At 65.4% G+C, this 19057-nt stretch carries 21 protein-coding genes; 14 read left to right on the top strand and 7 right to left on the bottom strand.

Annotated features, from left to right (window positions below; genetic code table 11):
- Nucleotides 1-17 precede the first annotated feature (17 nt).
- From ABIE20_RS11075 to ABIE20_RS11045, 7 genes are all read left to right on the top strand, one after another.
- Nucleotides 18-1166, top strand: coding sequence for an acetyl-CoA C-acetyltransferase (locus ABIE20_RS11075; protein WP_429505133.1), 1149 nt, complete (start codon nt 18-20; stop codon nt 1164-1166).
- Between the two features lie 30 nt (nt 1167-1196).
- Entirely contained in the window at nt 1197-2072 is an 876-nt protein-coding gene (locus ABIE20_RS11070; RefSeq protein ID WP_429505132.1) for an SDR family oxidoreductase, read from the top strand.
- Between the two features lie 278 nt (nt 2073-2350).
- A complete protein-coding gene (locus ABIE20_RS11065; RefSeq protein WP_429505131.1) occupies nt 2351-3529 on the top strand; it encodes an acyl-CoA dehydrogenase family protein in 1179 nt (392 codons plus the stop codon).
- Nucleotides 3526-4713 carry an acyl-CoA dehydrogenase family protein gene (locus ABIE20_RS11060; RefSeq protein WP_429505130.1) on the top strand — a complete coding sequence of 396 codons (1188 nt, stop codon included), beginning with the start codon at nt 3526-3528 and terminating at the stop codon, nt 4711-4713. The genes ABIE20_RS11065 and ABIE20_RS11060 overlap by 4 nt, the downstream gene beginning before the upstream one ends.
- A 16-nt stretch (nt 4714-4729) precedes the next feature.
- Nucleotides 4730-5512 (top strand): SDR family oxidoreductase, encoded by a 783-nt coding sequence (locus ABIE20_RS11055; RefSeq protein WP_429505129.1) that lies wholly within the window; start codon nt 4730-4732, stop codon nt 5510-5512.
- 2 nt (nt 5513-5514) lie between these two features.
- Nucleotides 5515-5973, top strand: coding sequence for a MaoC family dehydratase (locus ABIE20_RS11050; RefSeq protein ID WP_429505128.1), 459 nt, complete (start codon nt 5515-5517; stop codon nt 5971-5973).
- Between the two features lie 24 nt (nt 5974-5997).
- Nucleotides 5998-7200 (top strand): acetyl-CoA C-acyltransferase, encoded by a 1203-nt coding sequence (locus ABIE20_RS11045; RefSeq protein WP_429505127.1) that lies wholly within the window; start codon nt 5998-6000, stop codon nt 7198-7200.
- A gap of 141 nt (nt 7201-7341) precedes the next feature.
- Here the strand turns inward: ABIE20_RS11045 and ABIE20_RS11040 are convergent, their stop codons facing one another.
- The gene (locus ABIE20_RS11040; protein WP_429505126.1) at nt 7342-8115 is read right to left on the bottom strand and encodes an SDR family oxidoreductase; all 774 of its coding nucleotides are present in this window, start codon (nt 8113-8115) and stop codon (nt 7342-7344) included.
- Between the two features lie 154 nt (nt 8116-8269).
- Between ABIE20_RS11040 and ABIE20_RS11035 the strand changes: the two genes are divergently transcribed.
- From ABIE20_RS11035 to dmpG, 4 genes are read left to right on the top strand one after another with little or no spacing between them, the layout of a single operon-like run.
- A complete protein-coding gene (locus tag ABIE20_RS11035) occupies nt 8270-9097 on the top strand; it encodes an alpha/beta fold hydrolase (RefSeq protein ID WP_429505125.1) in 828 nt (275 codons plus the stop codon).
- Nucleotides 9094-9885 carry a fumarylacetoacetate hydrolase family protein gene (locus ABIE20_RS11030; RefSeq protein WP_429505124.1) on the top strand — a complete coding sequence of 264 codons (792 nt, stop codon included), beginning with the start codon at nt 9094-9096 and terminating at the stop codon, nt 9883-9885. Before ABIE20_RS11035 ends, ABIE20_RS11030 begins: the two co-directional genes overlap by 4 nt.
- 18 nt (nt 9886-9903) lie before the next feature.
- A complete protein-coding gene (locus tag ABIE20_RS11025) occupies nt 9904-10812 on the top strand; it encodes an acetaldehyde dehydrogenase (acetylating) (protein WP_045201586.1) in 909 nt (302 codons plus the stop codon).
- 13 nt (nt 10813-10825) lie between these two features.
- Nucleotides 10826-11860: a 4-hydroxy-2-oxovalerate aldolase gene (gene dmpG, locus ABIE20_RS11020; protein WP_429505123.1), complete on the top strand. Its 1035-nt coding sequence runs from the start codon at nt 10826-10828 to the stop codon at nt 11858-11860.
- A gap of 118 nt (nt 11861-11978) precedes the next feature.
- Here the strand turns inward: dmpG and nudE are convergent, their stop codons facing one another.
- From nudE to ABIE20_RS11005, 3 genes are all read right to left on the bottom strand, one after another.
- Nucleotides 11979-12536 carry an ADP compounds hydrolase NudE gene (nudE, locus tag ABIE20_RS11015; RefSeq protein WP_429505122.1) on the bottom strand — a complete coding sequence of 186 codons (558 nt, stop codon included), beginning with the start codon at nt 12534-12536 and terminating at the stop codon, nt 11979-11981.
- 87 nt (nt 12537-12623) lie between these two features.
- Nucleotides 12624-13754: a helix-turn-helix transcriptional regulator gene (locus ABIE20_RS11010; RefSeq protein WP_429505121.1), complete on the bottom strand. Its 1131-nt coding sequence runs from the start codon at nt 13752-13754 to the stop codon at nt 12624-12626.
- A gap of 131 nt (nt 13755-13885) precedes the next feature.
- Nucleotides 13886-14929 carry a Rieske 2Fe-2S domain-containing protein gene (locus tag ABIE20_RS11005; RefSeq protein ID WP_429505120.1) on the bottom strand — a complete coding sequence of 348 codons (1044 nt, stop codon included), beginning with the start codon at nt 14927-14929 and terminating at the stop codon, nt 13886-13888.
- A gap of 144 nt (nt 14930-15073) precedes the next feature.
- On the opposite strand from ABIE20_RS11005, the gene ABIE20_RS11000 reads away from it, so the two are divergent.
- The 3 genes from ABIE20_RS11000 to ABIE20_RS10990 all read left to right on the top strand — a co-directional run bounded on the left by ABIE20_RS11000 (nt 15074) and on the right by ABIE20_RS10990 (nt 17094).
- Nucleotides 15074-15910: an SDR family NAD(P)-dependent oxidoreductase gene (locus ABIE20_RS11000; protein WP_429505119.1), complete on the top strand. Its 837-nt coding sequence runs from the start codon at nt 15074-15076 to the stop codon at nt 15908-15910.
- Nucleotides 15897-16823 carry an alpha/beta hydrolase gene (locus ABIE20_RS10995; RefSeq protein ID WP_429505118.1) on the top strand — a complete coding sequence of 309 codons (927 nt, stop codon included), beginning with the start codon at nt 15897-15899 and terminating at the stop codon, nt 16821-16823. The genes ABIE20_RS11000 and ABIE20_RS10995 overlap by 14 nt, the downstream gene beginning before the upstream one ends.
- A 97-nt stretch (nt 16824-16920) precedes the next feature.
- Nucleotides 16921-17094 (top strand): hypothetical protein, encoded by a 174-nt coding sequence (locus tag ABIE20_RS10990; protein WP_429505117.1) that lies wholly within the window; start codon nt 16921-16923, stop codon nt 17092-17094.
- Here ABIE20_RS10990 and ABIE20_RS10985 read toward each other — a convergent pair.
- The 3 genes from ABIE20_RS10985 to yghU form a co-directional block, all read right to left on the bottom strand.
- Nucleotides 17091-17420, bottom strand: a complete 330-nt coding sequence (locus ABIE20_RS10985) for a hypothetical protein (RefSeq protein ID WP_045201571.1) — start codon at nt 17418-17420, stop codon at nt 17091-17093. The two genes, ABIE20_RS10990 and ABIE20_RS10985, sit on opposite strands and share 4 nt — an antisense overlap.
- 80 nt (nt 17421-17500) lie before the next feature.
- On the bottom strand, nt 17501-18073 hold the full coding sequence (locus ABIE20_RS10980) for a hypothetical protein (protein WP_429505116.1): 573 nt from the start codon (nt 18071-18073) through the stop codon (nt 17501-17503).
- Nucleotides 18074-18188: 115 nt separating this feature from the next.
- Nucleotides 18189-19028, bottom strand: a complete 840-nt coding sequence (gene yghU / locus ABIE20_RS10975) for a glutathione-dependent disulfide-bond oxidoreductase (RefSeq protein WP_429505115.1) — start codon at nt 19026-19028, stop codon at nt 18189-18191.
- Nucleotides 19029-19057: the final 29 nt, after the last annotated feature.

Raw genomic sequence — 19057 nt, 5'->3', positions numbered from 1 at the left:
TCCTGTTGAGGTAGAGCATGCCTGAAGCCTATATCGTCGACGCCCTGCGTACCCCCACCGGGCGGCGCAAGGGCGGCCTGAGCCAGATCCACGCCGCCGACCTGGGCGCCCATGTACTGCGCGCGCTGGTCGAGCGCAACAGCATCCCTGAAGACGACTACGACGACGTGATCTTCGGCTGCGTCGACACCATCGGCCCGCTGGCCGGCGACATCGCCCGTACCAGCTGGCTGGCGGCGGGCTTGTCGCAAGGCGTGCCCGGCACCACCATCGACCGCCAGTGCGGCTCGTCCCAGCAGGCCGTGCACTTTGCCGCCCAGGCGGTGATGAGCGGCACCCAGGACGTGGTAATCGCCGGTGGCGTGCAGACCATGACCCAGATCCCGATTTCCTCGGCCATGACCGCCGCCGAACCCCTGGGTTTCACCGACCCGTTCAGCGGTTCGGCAGGCTGGGTGCGGCGTTACGGCGCGCAGCCACCGACCCAGTTCCGTGCGGCGCAGATGATTGCCGAACACTGGCGGCTGAGCCGCGCCGAGCTGGAAGCCTATGCGCTGGAGTCCCATCGGCGGGCCCTGCATGCCATCGACAAGGGCTACTTCGAGCGCGAGACCGTGCCGCTGGCAGGGGTCGAGCACGACGAAACCCCGCGCCACACCAGCCTGGCGAAAATGGCCGAGTTGGAATACCTGTTTGGCTGCGAGCGGGTCACGGCGGCGGTGTCGAGCCAGACCTGCGACGCCGCCAGCGCCTTGCTGATCGTCTCCGAGGCGGCCTTGAAGCGCTATGGCCTGACGCCGCGGGCGCGCATCCATCACCTCAGCGTGCGCGGCGACGACCCGGTATGGATGCTCACCGCACCGATCCCGGCCACTGCCCATGCGCTCAAGCGTGCCGGCATGACCCTGGCCGACATCGACCGGGTGGAAATCAACGAAGCCTTTGCTTCGGTGGCCATGGCCTGGCTCAAGGAGACCGGCTACCCCCATGCGCAGACCAACGTCAACGGCGGCGCCATCGCCCTCGGCCACCCGCTGGGCGCCACCGGCACGCGGCTGATGTGCAGCCTGCTTCATGAGCTGGAGCGCAGCGGCGGGCGCTATGGCCTGCAGACCATGTGCGAAGGCGGCGGCCAGGCCAACGTGACCATTATCGAGCGCCTTTAAGCGCCAGCAACCACACAGGGGAGAGCGACAATGCACAGCTGCGAGAACCGCGTAGTGATCATCACCGGCGCCGGCGGCGGGCTCGGCCGCGCCTATGCCCAGGCCTTTGCCAGCGAAGGCGCAAAAGTGCTGGTCAATGACATCAACCGCGATGCGGCCCAGGCCGTGGTCGAGCAGATCCAGGCGGCAGGCGGCGTGGCCGTGGCCAACAGCGACGACATCACCCGCTATGACGACGCCGGGCTGATCGTGCGCCAGGCCATCGAAACCTTTGGTGGCCTGGATGTGCTGGTCAACAATGCCGGCATCTGCCGCGACCGCATGTTCGCCAGCCTCACCGAGGCCGACTGGGATGCGGTGATGGCCGTGCACCTCAAGGGCCACTTCTGCCTGGCCAGCCATGCCGTGCGCTACTGGCGCGAGCAGGCCAAGGGCGGCGCCAGGCTCAGCGCGCGGATCATCAACACCAGCTCCGGCGCCGGTTTGCAGGGCTCGATTGGCCAGGCCAACTATGCCGCGGCCAAGGGCGGGATCGCCTCGCTGACCCTGGTGCAGGCGGCGGAGCTTGGGCGCTACGGCATCACCGCCAACGCCCTGGCCCCGGCGGCGCGTACCGGCATGACCGAAGCGGTGTTTGCCGAGGTGATGAAGCGCCCGGAGCAGGGCTTTGACTACTTTGCCCCGGAGAACGTCGCGCCGCTGGTGGTGTGGCTGGGGTCGGCGGCGTCCCAGGCGGTGACTGGGCAGATGTTCGAAGTCGAGGGCGGCAAGTTGTCGATTGCCGACGGCTGGCGGCGCGGGCCGCAGGTGGACAACCAGGGCCGCTGGGCGCTGGCTGAAGTGGGTGCGGCGGTGCAGCAACTGCTGGCCGAGGCGCTGCCGGCGCAGAAAGTCTATGGCAGTTGATTGAGGTTGTGCGCCGCTGAGGCGGGCCGCGCCATCCGCGAGGGGGGCGCGGCTTTTTTGCATTGATATGTTGGCTGTACTGGCCTCATCGCCAGCAAGGCCCCACATTCCTGCGTACACAAATCAACAGTGGGAGCCGGCCTTGCCGGCGATCAAGCGCGCAGCGGCCGCACCCCAGGCACATCGGCCATCCGGACTAGGCGAGGCAAACGATTCTGCCGCCCACGCTTCTGGCCACACTCGCCGGTACTTCCGCCAGACGAGTAAAAGGCGCCGCGATGGAATTTGCATTCAGCGACGAGCAGGAAATGATCCGTACTTCGGCCGAGGGCTTTCTCGCCGATGTCTCCAACTGCGCCGCCGTGCGCGCGGCCATGGTCAGCGACAAAGGCTATGACCCGGCCCTCTGGCAACGCCTGTGCACCGAGATGTACTGGCCGGCGATCCACATCCCCGAAGCCTACGGCGGCCTGGGCCTGGGCTTTGTCGAGCTGAACATCCTGCTCGAACAGATGGGCCGGCGGCTGTTCTGTTCACCGTTTTTCGCCACCGCCTGCCTGGCCACACCGGCCTTGCTGCTGGCCGGCAATCAGGCACAGAAAAGCACCTGGCTTGCGCCCATCGCCGAGGGCCGTCTCACCGCCACCCTGGCCTTCACCCGCGGCAGCGGTTGGGGCGCGGAGGATATCCAGGCCAGCGCCAGCGCCAGCGCCGAAGGCGAGGGCTTTGTCGTCGATGGCTTGTTCGGCCAGGTGATCGATGGCGACAGTGCCGGGCTGTTGATCGTCGCCGCGCGCACGCCCGGCAGCACCGGTGAATCGGGGGTCAGCCTGTTCGCCGTCGAAGCCGACCGTGACGGTATCGAGCGCCAGTGGCTGCCGACCATGGACCAGACCCGGCGCCTGGCGCGCCTTGAGTTCAACCGCGTGTACCTGGGCCCCGAGGCGCTGCTGGGCGAGGTCGGCAACGCCTGGCCGACCTTGCACAAGGTGCTGCAACTGGCCTGCATCGGGCTTGGTGCAGAGCAGGTCGGCGGCGCCCAGCAGGTGCTCGACCTGAGCGTTGCCTACATGCAGGAACGCCAGCAGTTCGGCCGCCCGATCGCCAGCTTCCAGGCGCTCAAGCACCGCGCCGCCGACATGATGCTGCAGGTCGAATGCGCGCGCTCGGCCAGCTACTACGCCGCCTGTGTCGCCCAGGAAGTGCTTGACCCTGACGGCGACCCGCAGGTGGCCGCCGAGCTGCCGCTGGCCGCCGCCCTGGCCAAGGCGCAGTGCTCGCACAGCTATTTTCACTGTGCGGCGGAGTCGATCCAGCTGCACGGCGGCGTCGGCTTTACCTGGGAGTACGACCCGCACCTGTATTTCAAGCGTGCCCGCGCCAGCGAGAGCTACCTCGGCGCGCCGGCCTGGCATCTGCAGCAGATCGCCACGCTGATCATCGGAGAACAGCCATGAAGCTCAGTTTCAGTGAACAGGACGAGCGCTTTCGTCAGGAGGTCGCCGACTGGCTGGCCGCCAACCTCTGCGGTGAGTTCGAGCCCCTGCGCTTTCGCGGCGGCCCGGGTGATGAGCACATGTTCCCGCAGCAGCGCAAAGCCTGGGAGCGCAAGCTGGCCGAGGGCCGCTGGACCTGCGTCGGCTGGGCGCCGGAGCATGGCGGCCGGGGCCTGTCGATCAGCCAGCAGGTGATCTTCCACGAAGAATACGCCCGTGCTGGCGGCCCCGGGCGCATGGGCCATATCGGCGAAGGCCTGGCCGGGCCGACCATCGCCGCCTTCGGCAACGATGAGCAAAAACGCCGCCTGCTGCCTGGTATCGTCAGCGGCACGCAGTTCTGGTGCCAGGGTTACTCGGAACCCGGCGCAGGCTCCGATCTTGCCAGCGTCAAGACCCGCGCCAGCCTCGAGGGCGGCAGCTGGGTAATCAACGGCCAGAAGGTCTGGACTTCGCTGGCCCACGAGTCGGACTGGTGCTTCGTGATCGCCCGCACCGAGCCAGGCAGCGTCGGCCATCGCGGCCTGTCGTTCCTGCTGGTGCCGATGGCCCAGGCTGGCATCAGCGTGCGGCCGATCGAGCAGATGACCGGCACTTCGGAATTCAACGAAGTGTTCTTCGACAATGCCCGCACCGACGCCGCCAACCTCATCGGCGAGCCGGGCGATGGCTGGAAGATCGCCATGGCCTTGCTTGGCTTTGAGCGCGGGGTTTCGACCCTCGGCCAGCAGATGCAGTTTGCCAACGAACTGAACGAGATCATCGCCATCGCCAAGGCCAATGGCGCAGCCCGCGACCCGCTCTTGCGCCAGCGTCTGGCCGAGGCCTGGTGCGGCTTGCGGATCATGCGCTACAACTCGTTGCGCATGCTCTCCGGCGCCCAGGACGGCGCGCTGCGCAAGGAGGCGACCATTTACAAGCTGTTCTGGTCCAGCTGGCACGCCAACCTCGGCAAGCTGGCCATGGACGTGCTCGGCCCCGACGCCGAACTGCTCGAGGCCGCGCCCTACCAGCTGACCCGGCTGCAATCGCTGTACCTGTTCAGCCGCGCCGACACCCTGTACGGCGGCAGCAACGAGATCCAGCGCAACATCATTGCCGAGCGCGCCCTGGGCATGCCCAAAGAACCGCGCCTGCGTCCCTGACCCAAGGAGTTAGTCGATGTCTACCCCCAACTATGTAGCGGGCCATGGCCTGTTGCGCGGCAAGTCCGTGCTGATCACTGCGGCGGCAGGTTCCGGGATCGGTTTTTCCGCTGCCTTGCGCGCCGCCGAAGAGGGCTGCCGGGCCTTGATGATCAGTGATATCCACGAAGGCCGGTTGGTTGAAGCCGTGGCAAAGATTCGCCAGGCCACCGGGCTTGCCGAGGTTTTCGGCGTGCTCTGCAACGTCACCGACGAAGCCCAGGTGCAGCACCTGGTGAGCTGCGCCGAGCGCGACCTGCAGGGCATCGATGTACTGATCAACAACGCCGGCCTCGGTGGTTCGCGGGCGCTGGTGGAAATGCCCGACGAAGAATGGCAGCGGGTCCTCGACGTCACCCTCACCGGCACCATGCGCATGACCCGCGCCATGCTGCCCAAGATGATGGCCCGGCGCGCCGGGGTGATCGTCAACAACGCCTCGGTGCTCGGCTGGCGGGCCCAGAAGGAGCAGTCGCACTACGCCGCAGCCAAGGCCGGGGTCATGGCCCTGACCCGTTGCGCGGCGGTCGAGGCGGCCAGCCATAACATCCGCATCAATGCGGTCAGCCCGAGCATTGCCCTGCATGATTTTCTCGCCCGCTCCGCGCCCCAGGCGGTGCTGGAACAACTGGCGGCCAACGAAGCCTTCGGCCGCGCCGCTGAAGTCTGGGAGGTGGCCAACGTGATGATGTTCCTGGCCAGCGACTACAGCTCGTACATGACCGGCGAAGTGCTGTCGGTTTCCAGTCAGAGGGCCTGAGTATGACGCGCCTATTCGACACCCCGCACGCGCTGCATGACGCCGTCGGTGAAGTCCTGGGGGTCAGCGACTGGTTGCTCATCGACCAGGCGCGCATCGACCTGTTCGCCGAGGCCAGTGGCGATCACCAGTGGATTCATGTCGACCCGCAACGCGCCGCCAGCGGCCCGTTCGGCGCCTGCATCGCCCACGGCTACCTGAGCCTGGCCCTGGTCAACCTGTTCCTGCCGCAGATCGTCGAGGTGCGCGGCATCGCCATGGGCGTCAACTACGGCTGTGAGCGCGTGCGGTTTCCCAGCGTGGTGCCGGTGGGGGCGCGGGTGCGCGGCAACGCCCAGCTGATCAGCGCCGAGCAGGTCAAAGGCGGCGTGCAGGCGGTGATCCGCGTCAGCGTCGAGATCGAGGGCCAGCAGCGCCCGGGTTGCGTGGTCGACACCATCAGCCGTTATTACCCCGCCTGAGTCCAGGCATCGGAGCATGTGAACATGAATGAAGCCGTTATCGTTTCAACCGCGCGCACGCCGATCGGCAAGGCCTTTCGCGGTGCCTTCAACGACACCGAAGCGCCGGCCCTCGGCGGCCATGTCGTGCGCGAGGCCTTGCGGCGCGCGGGGCTTGAGGGTGATCAGGTCGATGATGTCATCATCGGCGCCGCCGCCCAGCAGGGCACCCAGGCCTACAACCTGGGGCGCTTGTGCGCGCTTGCCGGCGGCCTGCCGCCGTCGGTGGCCGGGATGGCCGTGGAGCGCCAGTGCGCCTCGGGGCTGATGAGCATTGCCCTGGCGGCCAAGGGCATTATCTGCAACGAAATCGACATCGCTGTTGCCGGCGGCCTGGAGTCGATCTCGCTGGTGCAGAACAAGCACAAGAACCTCTACCGCAACCAGTCCAGCGCCGTGCTTGAACGCGACCCGCAGGCGTACATCCCGATGATCGAAACCGGCGAGATCGTCGCCCAGCGCTATGGCGTGACTCGCCACGAGCAGGATGCCTACGCCCTGCAAAGCCAGTTGCGCACTGCCCAGGCGCAAGCCGCGGGCTTGTTCGACCTGGAGCTGGCGCCGCTGAGCACGCGCAAGGCAATCGTCGACAAGGCCAGCGGCGAGACCCGCTACGAGACCGTGACCCTGCTGCACGACGAATGCAATCGCGCCGACACCAGCCTGGCCAGCCTCGCTGCGCTGGAGCCGGTGTGGCAGGGCGGGCAGTGGACCGAGGCCGGGCGTTTCATCACCGCCGGCAACGCCTCGCAGCTGTCTGACGGCGCTTCGGCCTCGGTGTTGATGAACGCCAAGCTCGCCGAACAGCGCGGCCTGGCGCCGCTGGGCATCTATCGCGGCCTGGCGGTGGCCGGTTGCAATGCCGACGAGATGGGCATCGGCCCGGTCTACGCGATTCCCAAACTGCTCAAGCGCCACGGCCTGAAAGTCGAGGACATCGGCCTGTGGGAACTCAACGAAGCCTTCGCCAGCCAGGTCCTGTACTGCCGCGATACCTTGGGCATCGACAACCAGCGCCTGAACGTCAATGGCGGGGCGATTGCCATCGGCCATCCGTTTGGCATGTCGGGGGCGCGCATGGTTGGCCACGCCTTGATCGAGGGCAAGCGCCGCGGCGTACGTTACGTGGTGGTGAGCATGTGTATTGGCGGCGGCATGGGTGCCGCTGCACTGTTTGAGGTGGCTTGAGCATGAACCGCTTTGATGAGCACGGCCGGATCCAGACCATGCAAGCCTACTGGAGCGAGATCAACCTCAGCGTGCGCGAGCCGCAGTAGGGCTCAGGCAAGGCCCACCCCGTCGGGGTGCGGCCTTGCCGAGGGGCAGTGCTTATTGCGACTTTGCCGCGTCGAGGAACGCCGGGCGTTCGCCACCGCCATGCACGGCAATGTCGGCGCCACTGACATAACGGGCCAGCGACGAGGCCAGGTACAAGCAACTGTCGCCTATGTCTTCGGGGCTGGCCAGGCGTTGCAGCGGGATGGTCGCGGCCACCTCGGCCAGGTCGCTTTCATCGCCGTAGTGCAGGGCCGCCTGCTCGGTGAGGATCAGCCCGGCGGTGACGGCGTTGACCCGTACCTTGGGCGCCCATTCCACCGCCAGCGAGCGGCTCAGGTTGAGCAAGCCGGCCTTGGCCGCGCCGTAGGCGGCGGTGCCGGGGGAAGGGCGGGTGGCGCTGACGCTGCAGATGTTGATGATGCTGCCGCCGCCCGCCTGCGCCTGCATGATGCGGTTGGCCAGCTGGCTGAGGTTCAGCGGCGCCAGCAGGTTGAGGCGGATGATCGATTCGCTGAAGCGCGGCGAGGCGCTGGCGGCTTCGGCATAGGGCGCGCCACCAGCGTTGTTGACCAGTACATCGAGGCGCCCGAAGCGCTCGGTTATAGCCGCCATCATCTGCTGTGCCTGCTCGATGTCGCGCACATCGCAGGCCAGGAACAGCGCCTCGCGCCCGCCACTGGCCGGCAATGTCGCAGGCGCCTGGCGCCCACAAATCACCACCTCGGCACCGCATTCAAGAAAGCGCCGGCTGATGCCGCGGCCCACACCCTTGCCACCACCGGTGACCAATACCACCTTGCCGCGAAAATCCATTGGGTCGTGCATGCCTGCCTCGTGTTCGCCACAGTTATGCAGTCGATGCTAGGCAGCGCACGGGCAGGGGCCAACGTCCGAAGGGACTAGTAGTCCTGACGGACGATGTTGGCGCCCTGGCCGCTCTGAATAATCCCGGTACAACAACAAGCCGGGAGGACACCTCATGGGCGCATCCGCGCAAGGGCACGTGGTAACGCTGGCCGATGGTCTGCAGCTGCATTACCAGGACGTTGGCACGGGCGAGGCGGTGGTGTTCATCCACGGCAGCGGCCCGGGTGCCAGCGGGCACAGCAACTTCAAACAGAATTACCCGGCATTCGCCGCAGCCGGCTACCGGGCGATCGTCCCCGACCTGCCCGGCTACGGCGCTTCGAGCAAGCCGCAAACGGTCTACAGCCTGGACTTTTTCGTCAGCGCCCTCAGCGGCCTGCTCGATGCCCTGGATATCCAGCGCTGCGTGCTGGTCGGCAATTCCCTGGGCGGCGCCATCGCCATCAAGCTGGCGCTGGACCAGCCTGGCCGGGTCAGCCGCCTGGTGCTCATGGCCCCCGGTGGGCTCATGGACAAGGAGCAGTACTACCTGCAAATGGAAGGCATCCAGAAGATGGGCGCGGCCTTTGCCAACGGCGAGCTCAACGATGCCGCCGGCATGCGCCGCCTGCTCAGCCTGCAACTGTTCGACCCGGCGCTGATCAGCGATGAAACCGTGGCCGAGCGCGTGGCGGTGGTGGGCCAGCAACCGGCCTGCGTGCTGACCAGCATGCAGGTGCCGAACCTGACCTCGCGCTTGCCTGAACTGCAGTGCCCGATCCTTGGCTTTTGGGGCATCAACGACAAGTTCTGCCCGGCCTCCGGGGCGCAGACCATGCTTGCAGCCTGCAGGCGGATCCGCTTTGTGCTGCTCAGCGAATGCGGGCACTGGGTGATGGTCGAGCACCGCGAGCTGTTCAACCGTGAATGCCTGGCGTTCCTTGGGGAGGCACGGGCATGAGCGAGCAATTGCGTCGCCAGTATGGCGAAGAGCTGTATCAGGCCCTGTGCAGCGCCAGCACCCTGGCGCCGTTGAGCGAGCGCTGGGGGAACATCAGCATCGAGGATGCCTACCATATCTCGCTCTACAGCATCGAGCGGCGGGTGGCGGCGGGTGACCGCATTGTCGGCAAGAAGATCGGCGTCACCTCGGCGGCGGTGCAGCGCATGCTCAATGTGCACCAGCCGGATTTCGGTTTTATCACCGAGCAGATGGCCTTTGCCGATGGCGCGCAGATTTCCCTCGGCGCCAACCGCCTGATCCAGCCGCGCGCCGAAGGCGAGATCGCTTTCAAGCTCAAGCATGACCTGGTCGGCCCCGGCGTCACCGAGGCCGATGTGCTGGCCGCCACCGAGTACGTGATGCCGTGTTTCGAGATCGTCGATTCGCGCATCCAGGACTGGCGCATCCGCATCCAGGACACCGTCGCCGACAACGCTTCCTGCGGGGTTTTCGTGCTCGGCGACAGCCAGGTCGATCCGCGCCGGCTCAACCTGCCGAACCTGCGCATGCAGGTGTTCAAGAACGGCGAGCTGATCAGCGAGGGCCTTGGCTCGGCGGTGCAGGGCAACCCGCTGACCGCGGTGGCCTGGCTGGCCAATACCCTGGGCGCCTTTGGCATCCCGTTCAAGGCCGGGGAAATCATTCTTTCCGGCTCGCTGGTGCCGCTGGAGCCTGCCCAGGCCGGCGACCAGTTTGCCCTGACCATCGACGGCCTGGGCAGCGCCCGGGTGTCGTTCTGTGCGTGACGTGCGAGGTTCAAGCGAATGAGCAAAAAACTGAAAGCGGCGATTATCGGGCCGGGCAACATCGGCACCGACTTGCTGATGAAAATGTGCCGCTCCGAGTGGATCGAACCGGTGTGGATGGTCGGCGTCGACCCGCAGTCCGAAGGCCTCAAGCGTGCCCGCGAGCTGGGGGTGAAGACCACCGCCGACGGCCTGGACGGATTATTGCCACATGTGCTCGACGACGATATCCGCATCGCCTTCGATGCCACCTCGGCCTATGTGCATGCGCATAACAGCCGCAAGCTCAACGAGTTGGGAGTGATCATGGTCGACCTCACGCCGGCGGCCATCGGCCCGTTCTGCGTGCCGCCGGTCAACCTCAAGCAGCACGCGGCGAGCCTGGCGATGAACGTCAACATGGTCACCTGCGGCGGCCAGGCGACCATCCCCATGGTCGCGGCGGTGTCGCGCATCCAGTCGGTGGCCTATGGCGAAATCGTCGCCACGGTGTCGTCCGGCTCGGTGGGCCCGGGCACCCGGCAGAACATCGACGAGTTCACCCGCACCACCGCCGGTGCGGTTGAGCAGATCGGCGGTGCCCGGCGCGGCAAGGCGATCATCGTCATCAACCCGGCCGAACCGCCGCTGATGATGCGCGACACCATCCACTGCCTGACCGACGAAGAGCCCGACCGCGAGGCCATCCGTGCCTCGGTGCTGAGCATGGTCAAGGAGGTGCAGCGCTACGTGCCCGGCTACACGCTGATCAACGGGCCGATTTTCGATGGCCGCAAGGTGTCGATCTTCATCGAGGTCGAAGGCCTCGGCGACTTCCTGCCCAAGTCCGCCGGCAACCTCGACATCATGACCGCTGCCGGTTTGCGCACCGCCGAGATGTTTGCCGAAGAAGCCCACAAGGGCACCCTGCAACTGCCCGTCCGTTGAGTGGAGAACTGCCATGAATCTGCAAGGTAAGAGCGTCCGTCTGCACGACATGAGCCTGCGCGACGGGATGCACGCCAAGCGTCACCAGATCAGCCTGGAACAAATGGTCGCGGTGGCCAGCGGCCTGGATGCCGCCGGCGTGCCGCTGATTGAAATCACCCACGGCGATGGCCTGGGTGGCGCGTCGCTGAACTACGGCTTTGCCGCCCACAGCGATGAGGAATACTTCGCCGCGGTAATTCCCACCCTCAAGCAAGCCAAAGTATCGGCCTTGCTGCTGCCGGGGATCGGCACCCTCGATCACCTGAAAATGGCCCATGAACATGGGGTTTCGACCATTCGCGTGGCCACCCACTGCACCGAGGCGGATGTTTCCGGCCAGCACATCGGCATGGCGGCGAAGATGGGCCTGGACACTGTCGGTTTTCTGATGATGGCGCACAGGGTGAGCGCACAAAAACTGCTCGAACAGGCACGGCTGATGGAAAGCTACGGCGCCAACTGCATCTACTGCACCGATTCGGCGGGCTACATGCTGCCGACTGAAGTCAGCGAGAAGATTGGCGTATTGCGTGCAGGTTTAAGCGCCGGCACCGAAGTCGGTTTTCATGGCCATCACAACCTGGGCATGGCGATTGCCAACTCGCTGGCGGCCATCGAGGCCGGCGCCGTGCGCATCGACGGTTCGGTGGCCGGGCTGGGGGCGGGAGCGGGCAACACGCCGCTGGAAGTGTTCGTCGCCGTGCTGGAGCGCATGGGCGTGAGCAGCGGCGTTGACCTGTACCGGATCATGGACGTCGCCGAGGACCAGGTGGTGCCGATGATGGACCAGCCGATTCGCCTCGACCGTGATGCCCTGACCCTGGGCTACGCCGGGGTGTACAGCTCGTTCCTGCTGTTTGCCAAGCGTGCCGAGCTCAAGTACGGCATTGCCGCCCGCGACCTGCTGGTGGAGCTGGGGCGGCGCGGTACGGTGGGCGGTCAGGAGGATATGATCGAAGACCTGGCCCTGACAATGTCGCGGGCGCGTGGGGTGATGCCGACCTGAGATGGGCGCAGGCTTCATCGCGGGTCCTGCGCACTCCTGTGGGAGCGGGCTCGACCCGCGATCGAGCGCGCAGCGGTCGTAATTCAGATAACTCCTTATTGTGCAGGCTGCACCGGCCTCATCGCGGGTCAAGCCCGCTCCCACAGGCTCCCATGGCCATGAACAACGCGGCAATCGCCCGGGCCTCATGCAACTCGCCACTGGCCACCCGTTCCGGGATCTGCGCCAGCGGCACCTTGATGCATTCCAGCGGCTCGGGCTCGTCACCTTCCAGAGCACAGGGGCTCAGGTCCTGGGCCAGCACCACCCGATATCGGTGACACAAATGCCCCGGCGCCAGGGTCAGTTCACCCAGTTCGGTCAGCCGCGCTGCACGCAGGCCGACTTCTTCGCACAGTTCGCGCTGCGCCGCCTGCAGGTAGCTTTCATCCGCCTCGGCACCGCCCTTGGGCAGGCCGAGGATGGTGCCCTCTACGCCTACGGCGTACTCGCGCACCATCAGCACATGCTCGGGATCAGGCATCGCCACCAGCATCACCGAGCGATAGCCGGTGCCGCGCAAGCGTTCGTAGATGCGCCGCTGGCCGTTGCTGAACTGCAGGTGCAGGGCTTCGATCTGGAAGTGGCTGCTTTGAGCCAGCAGTTCGGTCTTGAGGATGGTCGGACAGTTGCGCATGTGCAGGCCCCTGGCGGCGGGTGGATACCTGCACTGTGCGCTGTGCCCGGCAACCCGCCATCGTCCAAGCGGACGATGGCGCAGGCTTCAGCCCAGGGTTGCCACGCTGCGCAGAATCAAGCGCACGAGCATGGTCTGGCGGGTCACGCCGGTCTTGGAAAAGGTCGAACGCAGGTGCGCCCGCGAGGTGTTGCGGCTGATGCCCAGTTCTTCCGAGGCCTCGTCCAGGGTCAGGCCGTTGGCCAGGAGCATGGCCAGCTGGGTTTCAGCTGGGGTGAAATCGAACAGCGCCCGGACGATCTCCTGCGGCGCCGAGGATTGCTGCTCCGGGTCGCTGATGAAGATCACCACGGTCGGGCATTGCTTGCCTTCGCTCCAGGTCGACAGCGGTACCGAGCGCACGATGATGCCAAGGTCGGCGCGCCCGGAGGGGCGTTGCACGCGCATGGCCTCGACCACCGAGGGGTTGCTGCTTTTTTGAGACAGCAGCGATTGCTTGACCAGGCGGCGGAACTCCTGAGTGTCGCGCGCGGTGCCGACCTGCAGGCCGTCGTTGACCAGCTTGATGCCGTCCTTTTCCTGGATCAGCCGCTCGGCAACCTGGTTGGTCTGCAGCACCTTGCCGGTTTCGTCGAGGATGATGGTGCCCACCGCCATCTGGTCGACGGCGCCGGCGTAAAGGTTGCGTTCGGTCTCGATACGGTTGAGCTGCATGTGCAGCTTGATCGAGCGCTCCAGGTGCGGGATGAAGCGCGCCAGCAGGGTTTTTTCTTCATCGCCGAAGGCCTGCTCATCACGCCCGCGGCTGATGCGGATGCGGCATTGGGCGCCATCGCAGGTGTTGATGTCGGCACCGAGGATATGGAACACGTCTACCGGCTCGAGGAAGTTCTTGTAGAACTCCGATTGCAGCAACTCGTCGTTGGAGACGTAGCTGGCGAGGGTGACCACCTCACGGTTGGGCAGGTCGACGAAGGGGTCGAGGGCAAAGAAATGCTTGTTATAGGAGGCGGTGGTTTCGCTCGAACTGCCGTTGGTGTTGACCATCAGGCCGTCGACGTGGGCGCTGGGCGGGCGCAGGATGAAGGTGACGTATTTGCTGTGCAGCTGCAGGTTGAGCTGGTTGAGGAAGGTGACCCAGGGAATGTTCTCCATTGGCCCTTGATAGAGGTGACCGAGCAAGTCGCTGAACGACTCTAGGGTGAGGCACGGCTGCATAGGGAACTACCATTTTTTATTATTAGCGTTGGCGATGGCAGAGAATAATCGTCGTCGACGCGTGCACGCAACGCTCCGTGCACGCATCCGGACAGGCGTAACGAACGCCTGTCCACAGCGTTCGGCAAGGCTCAGGCACGCTCGCCGTCAAGGACCACGAAACGCTTGTTGTCACGGGTTTCGGCGGGCAGCAGATCGACATCGGTATAGAACTGTTCGTACCAGCGCCGCAGCTGGTACACCGGGCCGTCGCCGTCGCACAGCAGCGGGTTGTCGACCCGGGTCTTGCTGTGCCAGATCGCCACGTCTTCGTAGAAGGCGGCCTGGGCCTGCTGTACATACGCCTTGGCCATGGCCTGGTTCTGCTCCTCGCTCAGGCCGGGGATCTTCTTGACCAATACGCCATAGCGCAGGGTGAAGCTATTGAGGTCGATCGGCACATGGCAGTTGAGCAGGATCGAGTGGATCGGCTGGCCGTTCATCGCCCCGGTCATTTCGGTGATCTGGTAGGCCGGGCCGAAGTAGGTGGCCACCGTGCTCAGCTCGCTGTCGCCAGACAGCCGCTCGCTGCGGGCGCGCATGATCTGGGTGGCCAGGTGGCCTTCGAAGACGTTGCTGAACTCGGCCACCGGCGCGCCATGGACCGTGCCGAAGTGCGCCATGTCGGCGACGTTGTCGATCAGCTCGCGGCAGTTGGTGTCGATCTGCAATTCGGCCACTTCCCAGGCGGCCCACTCATCACTGAAGCAGGCGTCGATGCGCGGGATCGCCTGCGCGGCAATCGGCGGGTTGCCTTGCGGGTCGTTCCAGACGAACAGCAGCTGGTTTTCTTCCATGATCGGCCAGCGCTTGACCTTGGCCCGCGGCGGAATGCGCTTGGCGTAGGGAATGTCGTCGCACACGCCATCGGCGCCCCAGCGCCAACTGTGGAACGGGCAGCGGATCGAGTTGCCTTCGATGCAGCCGGTGCTCAGGTCGGCGCCCATGTGCGGGCAGAAACCGTCGAGAATGTTCACCTGGCCGTCTTCACCCTGGAACGCCACCAGGCGGGTGCCAAACACGTCCAGGCGGTGGGCCTTGCCGTCGCGGTAGTGCGCGGCCAGGCCCAGGCAGTGCCAACCACGGGCGTAACGGTCTTCCAGCAGCTTGGCTTCAATGCGGTGCAGGGTGCTCATCTTATTGTTCTCCGGGGTATCACGGGGTGTGCTGTGCGAGTGATTCTGCCGCCCCTGTACCAGCAGGCATCGTCTGAACGGACGATGGCCGGCCGCTGGCTGACAGCTCTACTGGTGCAATCAAGCCAGCAGCGGGAGAACGCAATGAGCAACGAGCAGGGGCGGGTGGCGGTGATTACCGGCGCCGCCAGCGGGATCGGCCGGGGCCTGGCCGAGCATGCGGCAGGGCTGGGCATGCACCTGGTGCTGGCCGATGTCGATGGCCCGGGTCTGCAGGCGCTGTGCGCGCAGTTGCAAGGCCAGGGCGTGCAGGCCATCGCCCAGCTGACCGATGTCAGTGATGAGGCCCAGGTCGAACGCCTGCGCGATGTCGCCCTGGCACATTTTCAGCGGGTCGACCTGCTGTTCAACAATGCCGGGGTGATGCAGACCGGCTACAGCTGGCAGATCAGCCACGAACAATGGCAGCGCATGCTCGCCATCAACCTGCAGGGGGTGATCAACGGCATCCGCAGCTTTGTGCCGCTGATGCTCGAGCAGGACCACCCGGCCCAGGTGATCAACACCGCGTCGCTCGCCGGCTTGCTCAGCAGCCCGTTGATGGCGCCCTACAACGTCACCAAGCAAGCGGTGGTGGCGTTGTCCGAAACCCTCAAGTACGAGCTGGACATGCTCGGCGCGCAGGTGTCGGTGTCGGTACTCTGCCCGGGGCCGGTGGCCAGTGACATCATGGCCTCCAACCAGTCCCGCGAGCAGGCCGACGCCACCTTCAGCGCCGTGCTCGACGAGCACATTCGTCAGGGCATGACGCCCCGCGAGCTGGCCGCCCAGGTATTCGTCGCGCTGGCCGAGCGACGCTTCTGGATCTTCCCACACAAAGACTTCAAGCCCGCCCTGGAGCTGCGCCTGCGCAGCATCCTTGAAGAAACCAACCCGCAATTCCAGATGATCGCTGAAGGAGATGCCCATGCCGCTCGATAAACAGATCGTCGCCGTGCTCGAACAGTTCAGCGCCCAGGGTGAGCCCGACTACGACCGGCTTGATGCCCCCCAGTACCGCCAGTATGCCGACCACCTGTTGCCGCCGATCCCTGGCGCGCAGATGGCCGAGGTGCGTGAACTGCGCGTGGCCGGTGCCGCTGGCGAACTGGATGCCCGGCTGTACCGGCCGCTGGCGCAGGACAACCTGGCGCTGCTGGTGTTCTTTCATGGTGGCGGCTTTGTCATCGGCACCCTCGATACCCATGACCATCTGTGCCGGGCGCTGGCCCGTGCAACCGGCGCGGTGGTGGTCTCGGTGGCCTACCGGCTGGCACCGGAGGCACGCTTCCCGGCGGCGCCGCTCGATTGCTACGCCGCTACCTGCTGGCTGGTCGAGCACGCCGCCAGCCTGGGCGTCGATGGCAGCCGCCTGGCCGTGGCCGGCGACAGCGCCGGGGCCAACCTGGCAATTGCCGTCAGCCGTCTGGCTGCAGAGCAGCAGGGCCCGCAGATTCGCTACCAGTGCCTGTTCTACCCGGTCACCGATGGCCGCTGCGACACCCCGTCGTACCAGACGTATGGCGAAGGCTATCTGTTGTCGCGGGCGATGATGGCCTGGTTCTGGCGCAACTATCTGCAACGCCCCGAACAGGTCGAGGCGCCACTGGCCTCGCCGCTGCTTGCCGAGTCGCTGGAGGGTTTACCCGCCACCACCCTGATCACCGCCGAGTACGACCCGCTGCGCGACGAAGGCGAAGCCTTTGCCCGGCGTTTGCAACAGGCAGGTGTGGCCACCCGCCTGGAGCGCTGCGAGGGCATGGTGCATGGCTTTATCAGCATGACGGCGTTTGTCGAGCGCGCCGCCTTGGCCCTGGCCGGGGCCGCGGCCGACCTGCGCCGGGCGCTGGGCTGAATGGCGGCGGCCTAGTCCGTTTGGACGAAGCAGGTTGTCGCAGCAGTTTCTAGTCTTGAGCGCACAACGTCTTTTCCTCACCTGTGGTGGAATGGCCATGAAAACAACAAGAACAATTTGCCTTGCCTTGACCGTCTGCGCCTTTGGCGCTGTCTACAGCGCCTTGCTGACCCGCCCGCTGCCGGTGCCGGTGACCATGGCCTATTACTGCCAGCCCGGCTTCCAGCCGTGCTACATCCCGGTGCCGAGCGTCGCCAGGTTGATGCCTTAGGCCTTGTTGCCCAGGGCCAGCAGCGCCCGCTCGCGGCTCAGAGGCTGGAGGACCCCGGGCGAGCCGCTGATGTGCACGTACAGGTAGTGCTGGCCTTGGTCATCGCGCAGTATCCGGTGCACCTGGGTCATCTCCGGGTGATACTGGCGCTGGGTGCGGTCGAGCAGCACTTCGTGGTGATCGATGTGCAGGCGGCGCAGCGCCGCTTCGAATTCGCTGTCGACGGCCTCGCGCAGCTTGCGCATGCGGCGTATCGACAGATAGCCAAGGCCGAAGGTCAGCGCGAAGAAGAACAGCGCCTGTAACAGTGATTTGTAGTGCTCCATCCTGGATTTGATTAGCCCTTGATTCTTGTAGTGGACGGCGCTTGTTTGAGGTCTGAGCGCCGCCTGTGGGCGTTAAAGGCTCATGTCGAAGGCATGGATTCGGTAGGGCAGCTCCATGTCCGGGTATCGCCGTCTTTCTCACCCAGTGCCATGATTTCCAGGCAGCCCGGGTAAGCTGGTTGCTTATCGGCAGGCCCTTCAATGTAGGTGATGGCCTTGGGTGGGTTTTGCAGTTGCTGCTGGCATTGCTGGACCTCGCTGGCAAAGCTTTCAAGGGCAGCGGAAGGGGGCTGAGTCGTGATCATGCCGGCTACGGTTTGCCAGTATTCCGAGGCTGCGTAGCCACTTGCTCGGCAGTGAGAAAGCGGAGAAACAATTGAACCAACTCCGTCGCCTTCGACTTTAAGTGCTTGCATCTTCTGGTGTTGCGCAGGGAGGGCAGGGCCAACCGGAAGCGCTTCCATGGCCTTGATCTCAGCGACATAAGCCTGAGCTTTGGTCAAGTAAGCGGCGGCGCTTTCGCGCTGCTGGTTGTACTGGCTTATTTCGTTGGCGTTGGTGCCGGTGACCTTGTACTCAGGTTCGTTGTTGCAGCCCGCCAGGAGAGCAGAGGCGCCAAGGGTGATGATTGCGGTGCGTGTGGTGAACTTCATGTTCTTCAGTTATCTCGCTTCAGGGTCGTTTGCTTGACCTGACAGTGGAGCACAATGGCTGTCCCTGCCAGTTTTTGTCGCACAGTACTCGAGTTTGACGTCGAATACTGTTGCCTCAGTCCAGGTCCTGCGCCGAATGCCGCTCGGGCACCTGGCTGGCTTCATCGCCCCAGGTGCGGTTGACCCGCAGGCCGCGGACGACCGCCGGGCGCTCGGCAATGGCTTGCGCCCAGCGTTGTACGTGGGTGTAGTCCTGCACGCTGAGGAACTCGCCGGCCGAATACAGCCTGCCCAGCGCCAGTTGGCCGTACCAGGACCACACGGCGATATCGGCGATGGTGTAGCGGTCGCCAGCCAGGTACTCGCTTTCAGCCAGGCGCCGATCAAGCACGTCCAGCTGGCGTTTGGTTTCCATGGTGAAGCGGTTGATCGGGTATTCGAATTTTTCTGGCGCGTAGGCATAGAAGTGGCCGAAGCCGCCGCCCAGGTAGGGCGCTGCGCCCATCTGCCAGAACAGCCAGTTCAGGGTCTCGGTACGACCCGCTGGGTCGGATGGCAGGAACGCGGCGAATTTTTCTGCAAGGTAGAGCAGGATTGAACCCGACTCGAACACCCGCACCGGCGGTTGCACGCTGCGGTCGAGCAGGGCGGGGATCTTCGAGTTGGGGTTGACCTCGACGAAACCGCTGGAGAACTGCTCACCCTCGCTGATGCGAATCAGCCAGGCGTCGTACTCGGCGCCGGCATGCCCGAGGGCCAGCAGCTCTTCGAGGAGGATGGTGACCTTGACGCCATTGGGCGTGGCCAGGGAGTACAGTTGCAGCGGCTGCTTGCCCAGCGGCAGGGCCTTGTCGTGGGTCGGGCCAGCCACCGGGCGGTTGATGTTGGCGAACTCGCCGCCCGACGGCGCGTCGTGCTGCCAGACCCGAGGCGGGACGTAGGGTGCCTTGCTCATGCGATGAACCTCCTGGTGTGCTCGAGGGG

Source organism: Pseudomonas sp. 2835 (assembly GCF_050435905.1).
In the GTDB taxonomy this organism is placed as follows: Bacteria; Pseudomonadota; Gammaproteobacteria; order Pseudomonadales; family Pseudomonadaceae; genus Aquipseudomonas.
This window is presented reverse-complemented; position numbering and strand designations above follow the sequence as displayed.

Coding starts and splice junctions, on each gene's coding strand:
- ABIE20_RS11075 (WP_429505133.1), top strand. CDS start 18: ATGCCTGAAGCCTATATCGTCGACGCCCTGCGTACCCCCACCGGGCGG.
- ABIE20_RS11070 (WP_429505132.1), top strand. CDS start 1,197: ATGCACAGCTGCGAGAACCGCGTAGTGATCATCACCGGCGCCGGCGGC.
- ABIE20_RS11065 (WP_429505131.1), top strand. CDS start 2,351: ATGGAATTTGCATTCAGCGACGAGCAGGAAATGATCCGTACTTCGGCC.
- ABIE20_RS11060 (WP_429505130.1), top strand. CDS start 3,526: ATGAAGCTCAGTTTCAGTGAACAGGACGAGCGCTTTCGTCAGGAGGTC.
- ABIE20_RS11055 (WP_429505129.1), top strand. CDS start 4,730: ATGTCTACCCCCAACTATGTAGCGGGCCATGGCCTGTTGCGCGGCAAG.
- ABIE20_RS11050 (WP_429505128.1), top strand. CDS start 5,515: ATGACGCGCCTATTCGACACCCCGCACGCGCTGCATGACGCCGTCGGT.
- ABIE20_RS11045 (WP_429505127.1), top strand. CDS start 5,998: ATGAATGAAGCCGTTATCGTTTCAACCGCGCGCACGCCGATCGGCAAG.
- ABIE20_RS11040 (WP_429505126.1), bottom strand. CDS start 8,115: ATGCACGACCCAATGGATTTTCGCGGCAAGGTGGTATTGGTCACCGGT.
- ABIE20_RS11035 (WP_429505125.1), top strand. CDS start 8,270: ATGGGCGCATCCGCGCAAGGGCACGTGGTAACGCTGGCCGATGGTCTG.
- ABIE20_RS11030 (WP_429505124.1), top strand. CDS start 9,094: ATGAGCGAGCAATTGCGTCGCCAGTATGGCGAAGAGCTGTATCAGGCC.
- ABIE20_RS11025 (WP_045201586.1), top strand. CDS start 9,904: ATGAGCAAAAAACTGAAAGCGGCGATTATCGGGCCGGGCAACATCGGC.
- dmpG (WP_429505123.1), top strand. CDS start 10,826: ATGAATCTGCAAGGTAAGAGCGTCCGTCTGCACGACATGAGCCTGCGC.
- nudE (WP_429505122.1), bottom strand. CDS start 12,536: ATGCGCAACTGTCCGACCATCCTCAAGACCGAACTGCTGGCTCAAAGC.
- ABIE20_RS11010 (WP_429505121.1), bottom strand. CDS start 13,754: ATGCAGCCGTGCCTCACCCTAGAGTCGTTCAGCGACTTGCTCGGTCAC.
- ABIE20_RS11005 (WP_429505120.1), bottom strand. CDS start 14,929: ATGAGCACCCTGCACCGCATTGAAGCCAAGCTGCTGGAAGACCGTTAC.
- ABIE20_RS11000 (WP_429505119.1), top strand. CDS start 15,074: ATGAGCAACGAGCAGGGGCGGGTGGCGGTGATTACCGGCGCCGCCAGC.
- ABIE20_RS10995 (WP_429505118.1), top strand. CDS start 15,897: ATGCCGCTCGATAAACAGATCGTCGCCGTGCTCGAACAGTTCAGCGCC.
- ABIE20_RS10990 (WP_429505117.1), top strand. CDS start 16,921: ATGAAAACAACAAGAACAATTTGCCTTGCCTTGACCGTCTGCGCCTTT.
- ABIE20_RS10985 (WP_045201571.1), bottom strand. CDS start 17,420: ATGGAGCACTACAAATCACTGTTACAGGCGCTGTTCTTCTTCGCGCTG.
- ABIE20_RS10980 (WP_429505116.1), bottom strand. CDS start 18,073: ATGAAGTTCACCACACGCACCGCAATCATCACCCTTGGCGCCTCTGCT.
- yghU (WP_429505115.1), bottom strand. CDS start 19,028: ATGAGCAAGGCACCCTACGTCCCGCCTCGGGTCTGGCAGCACGACGCG.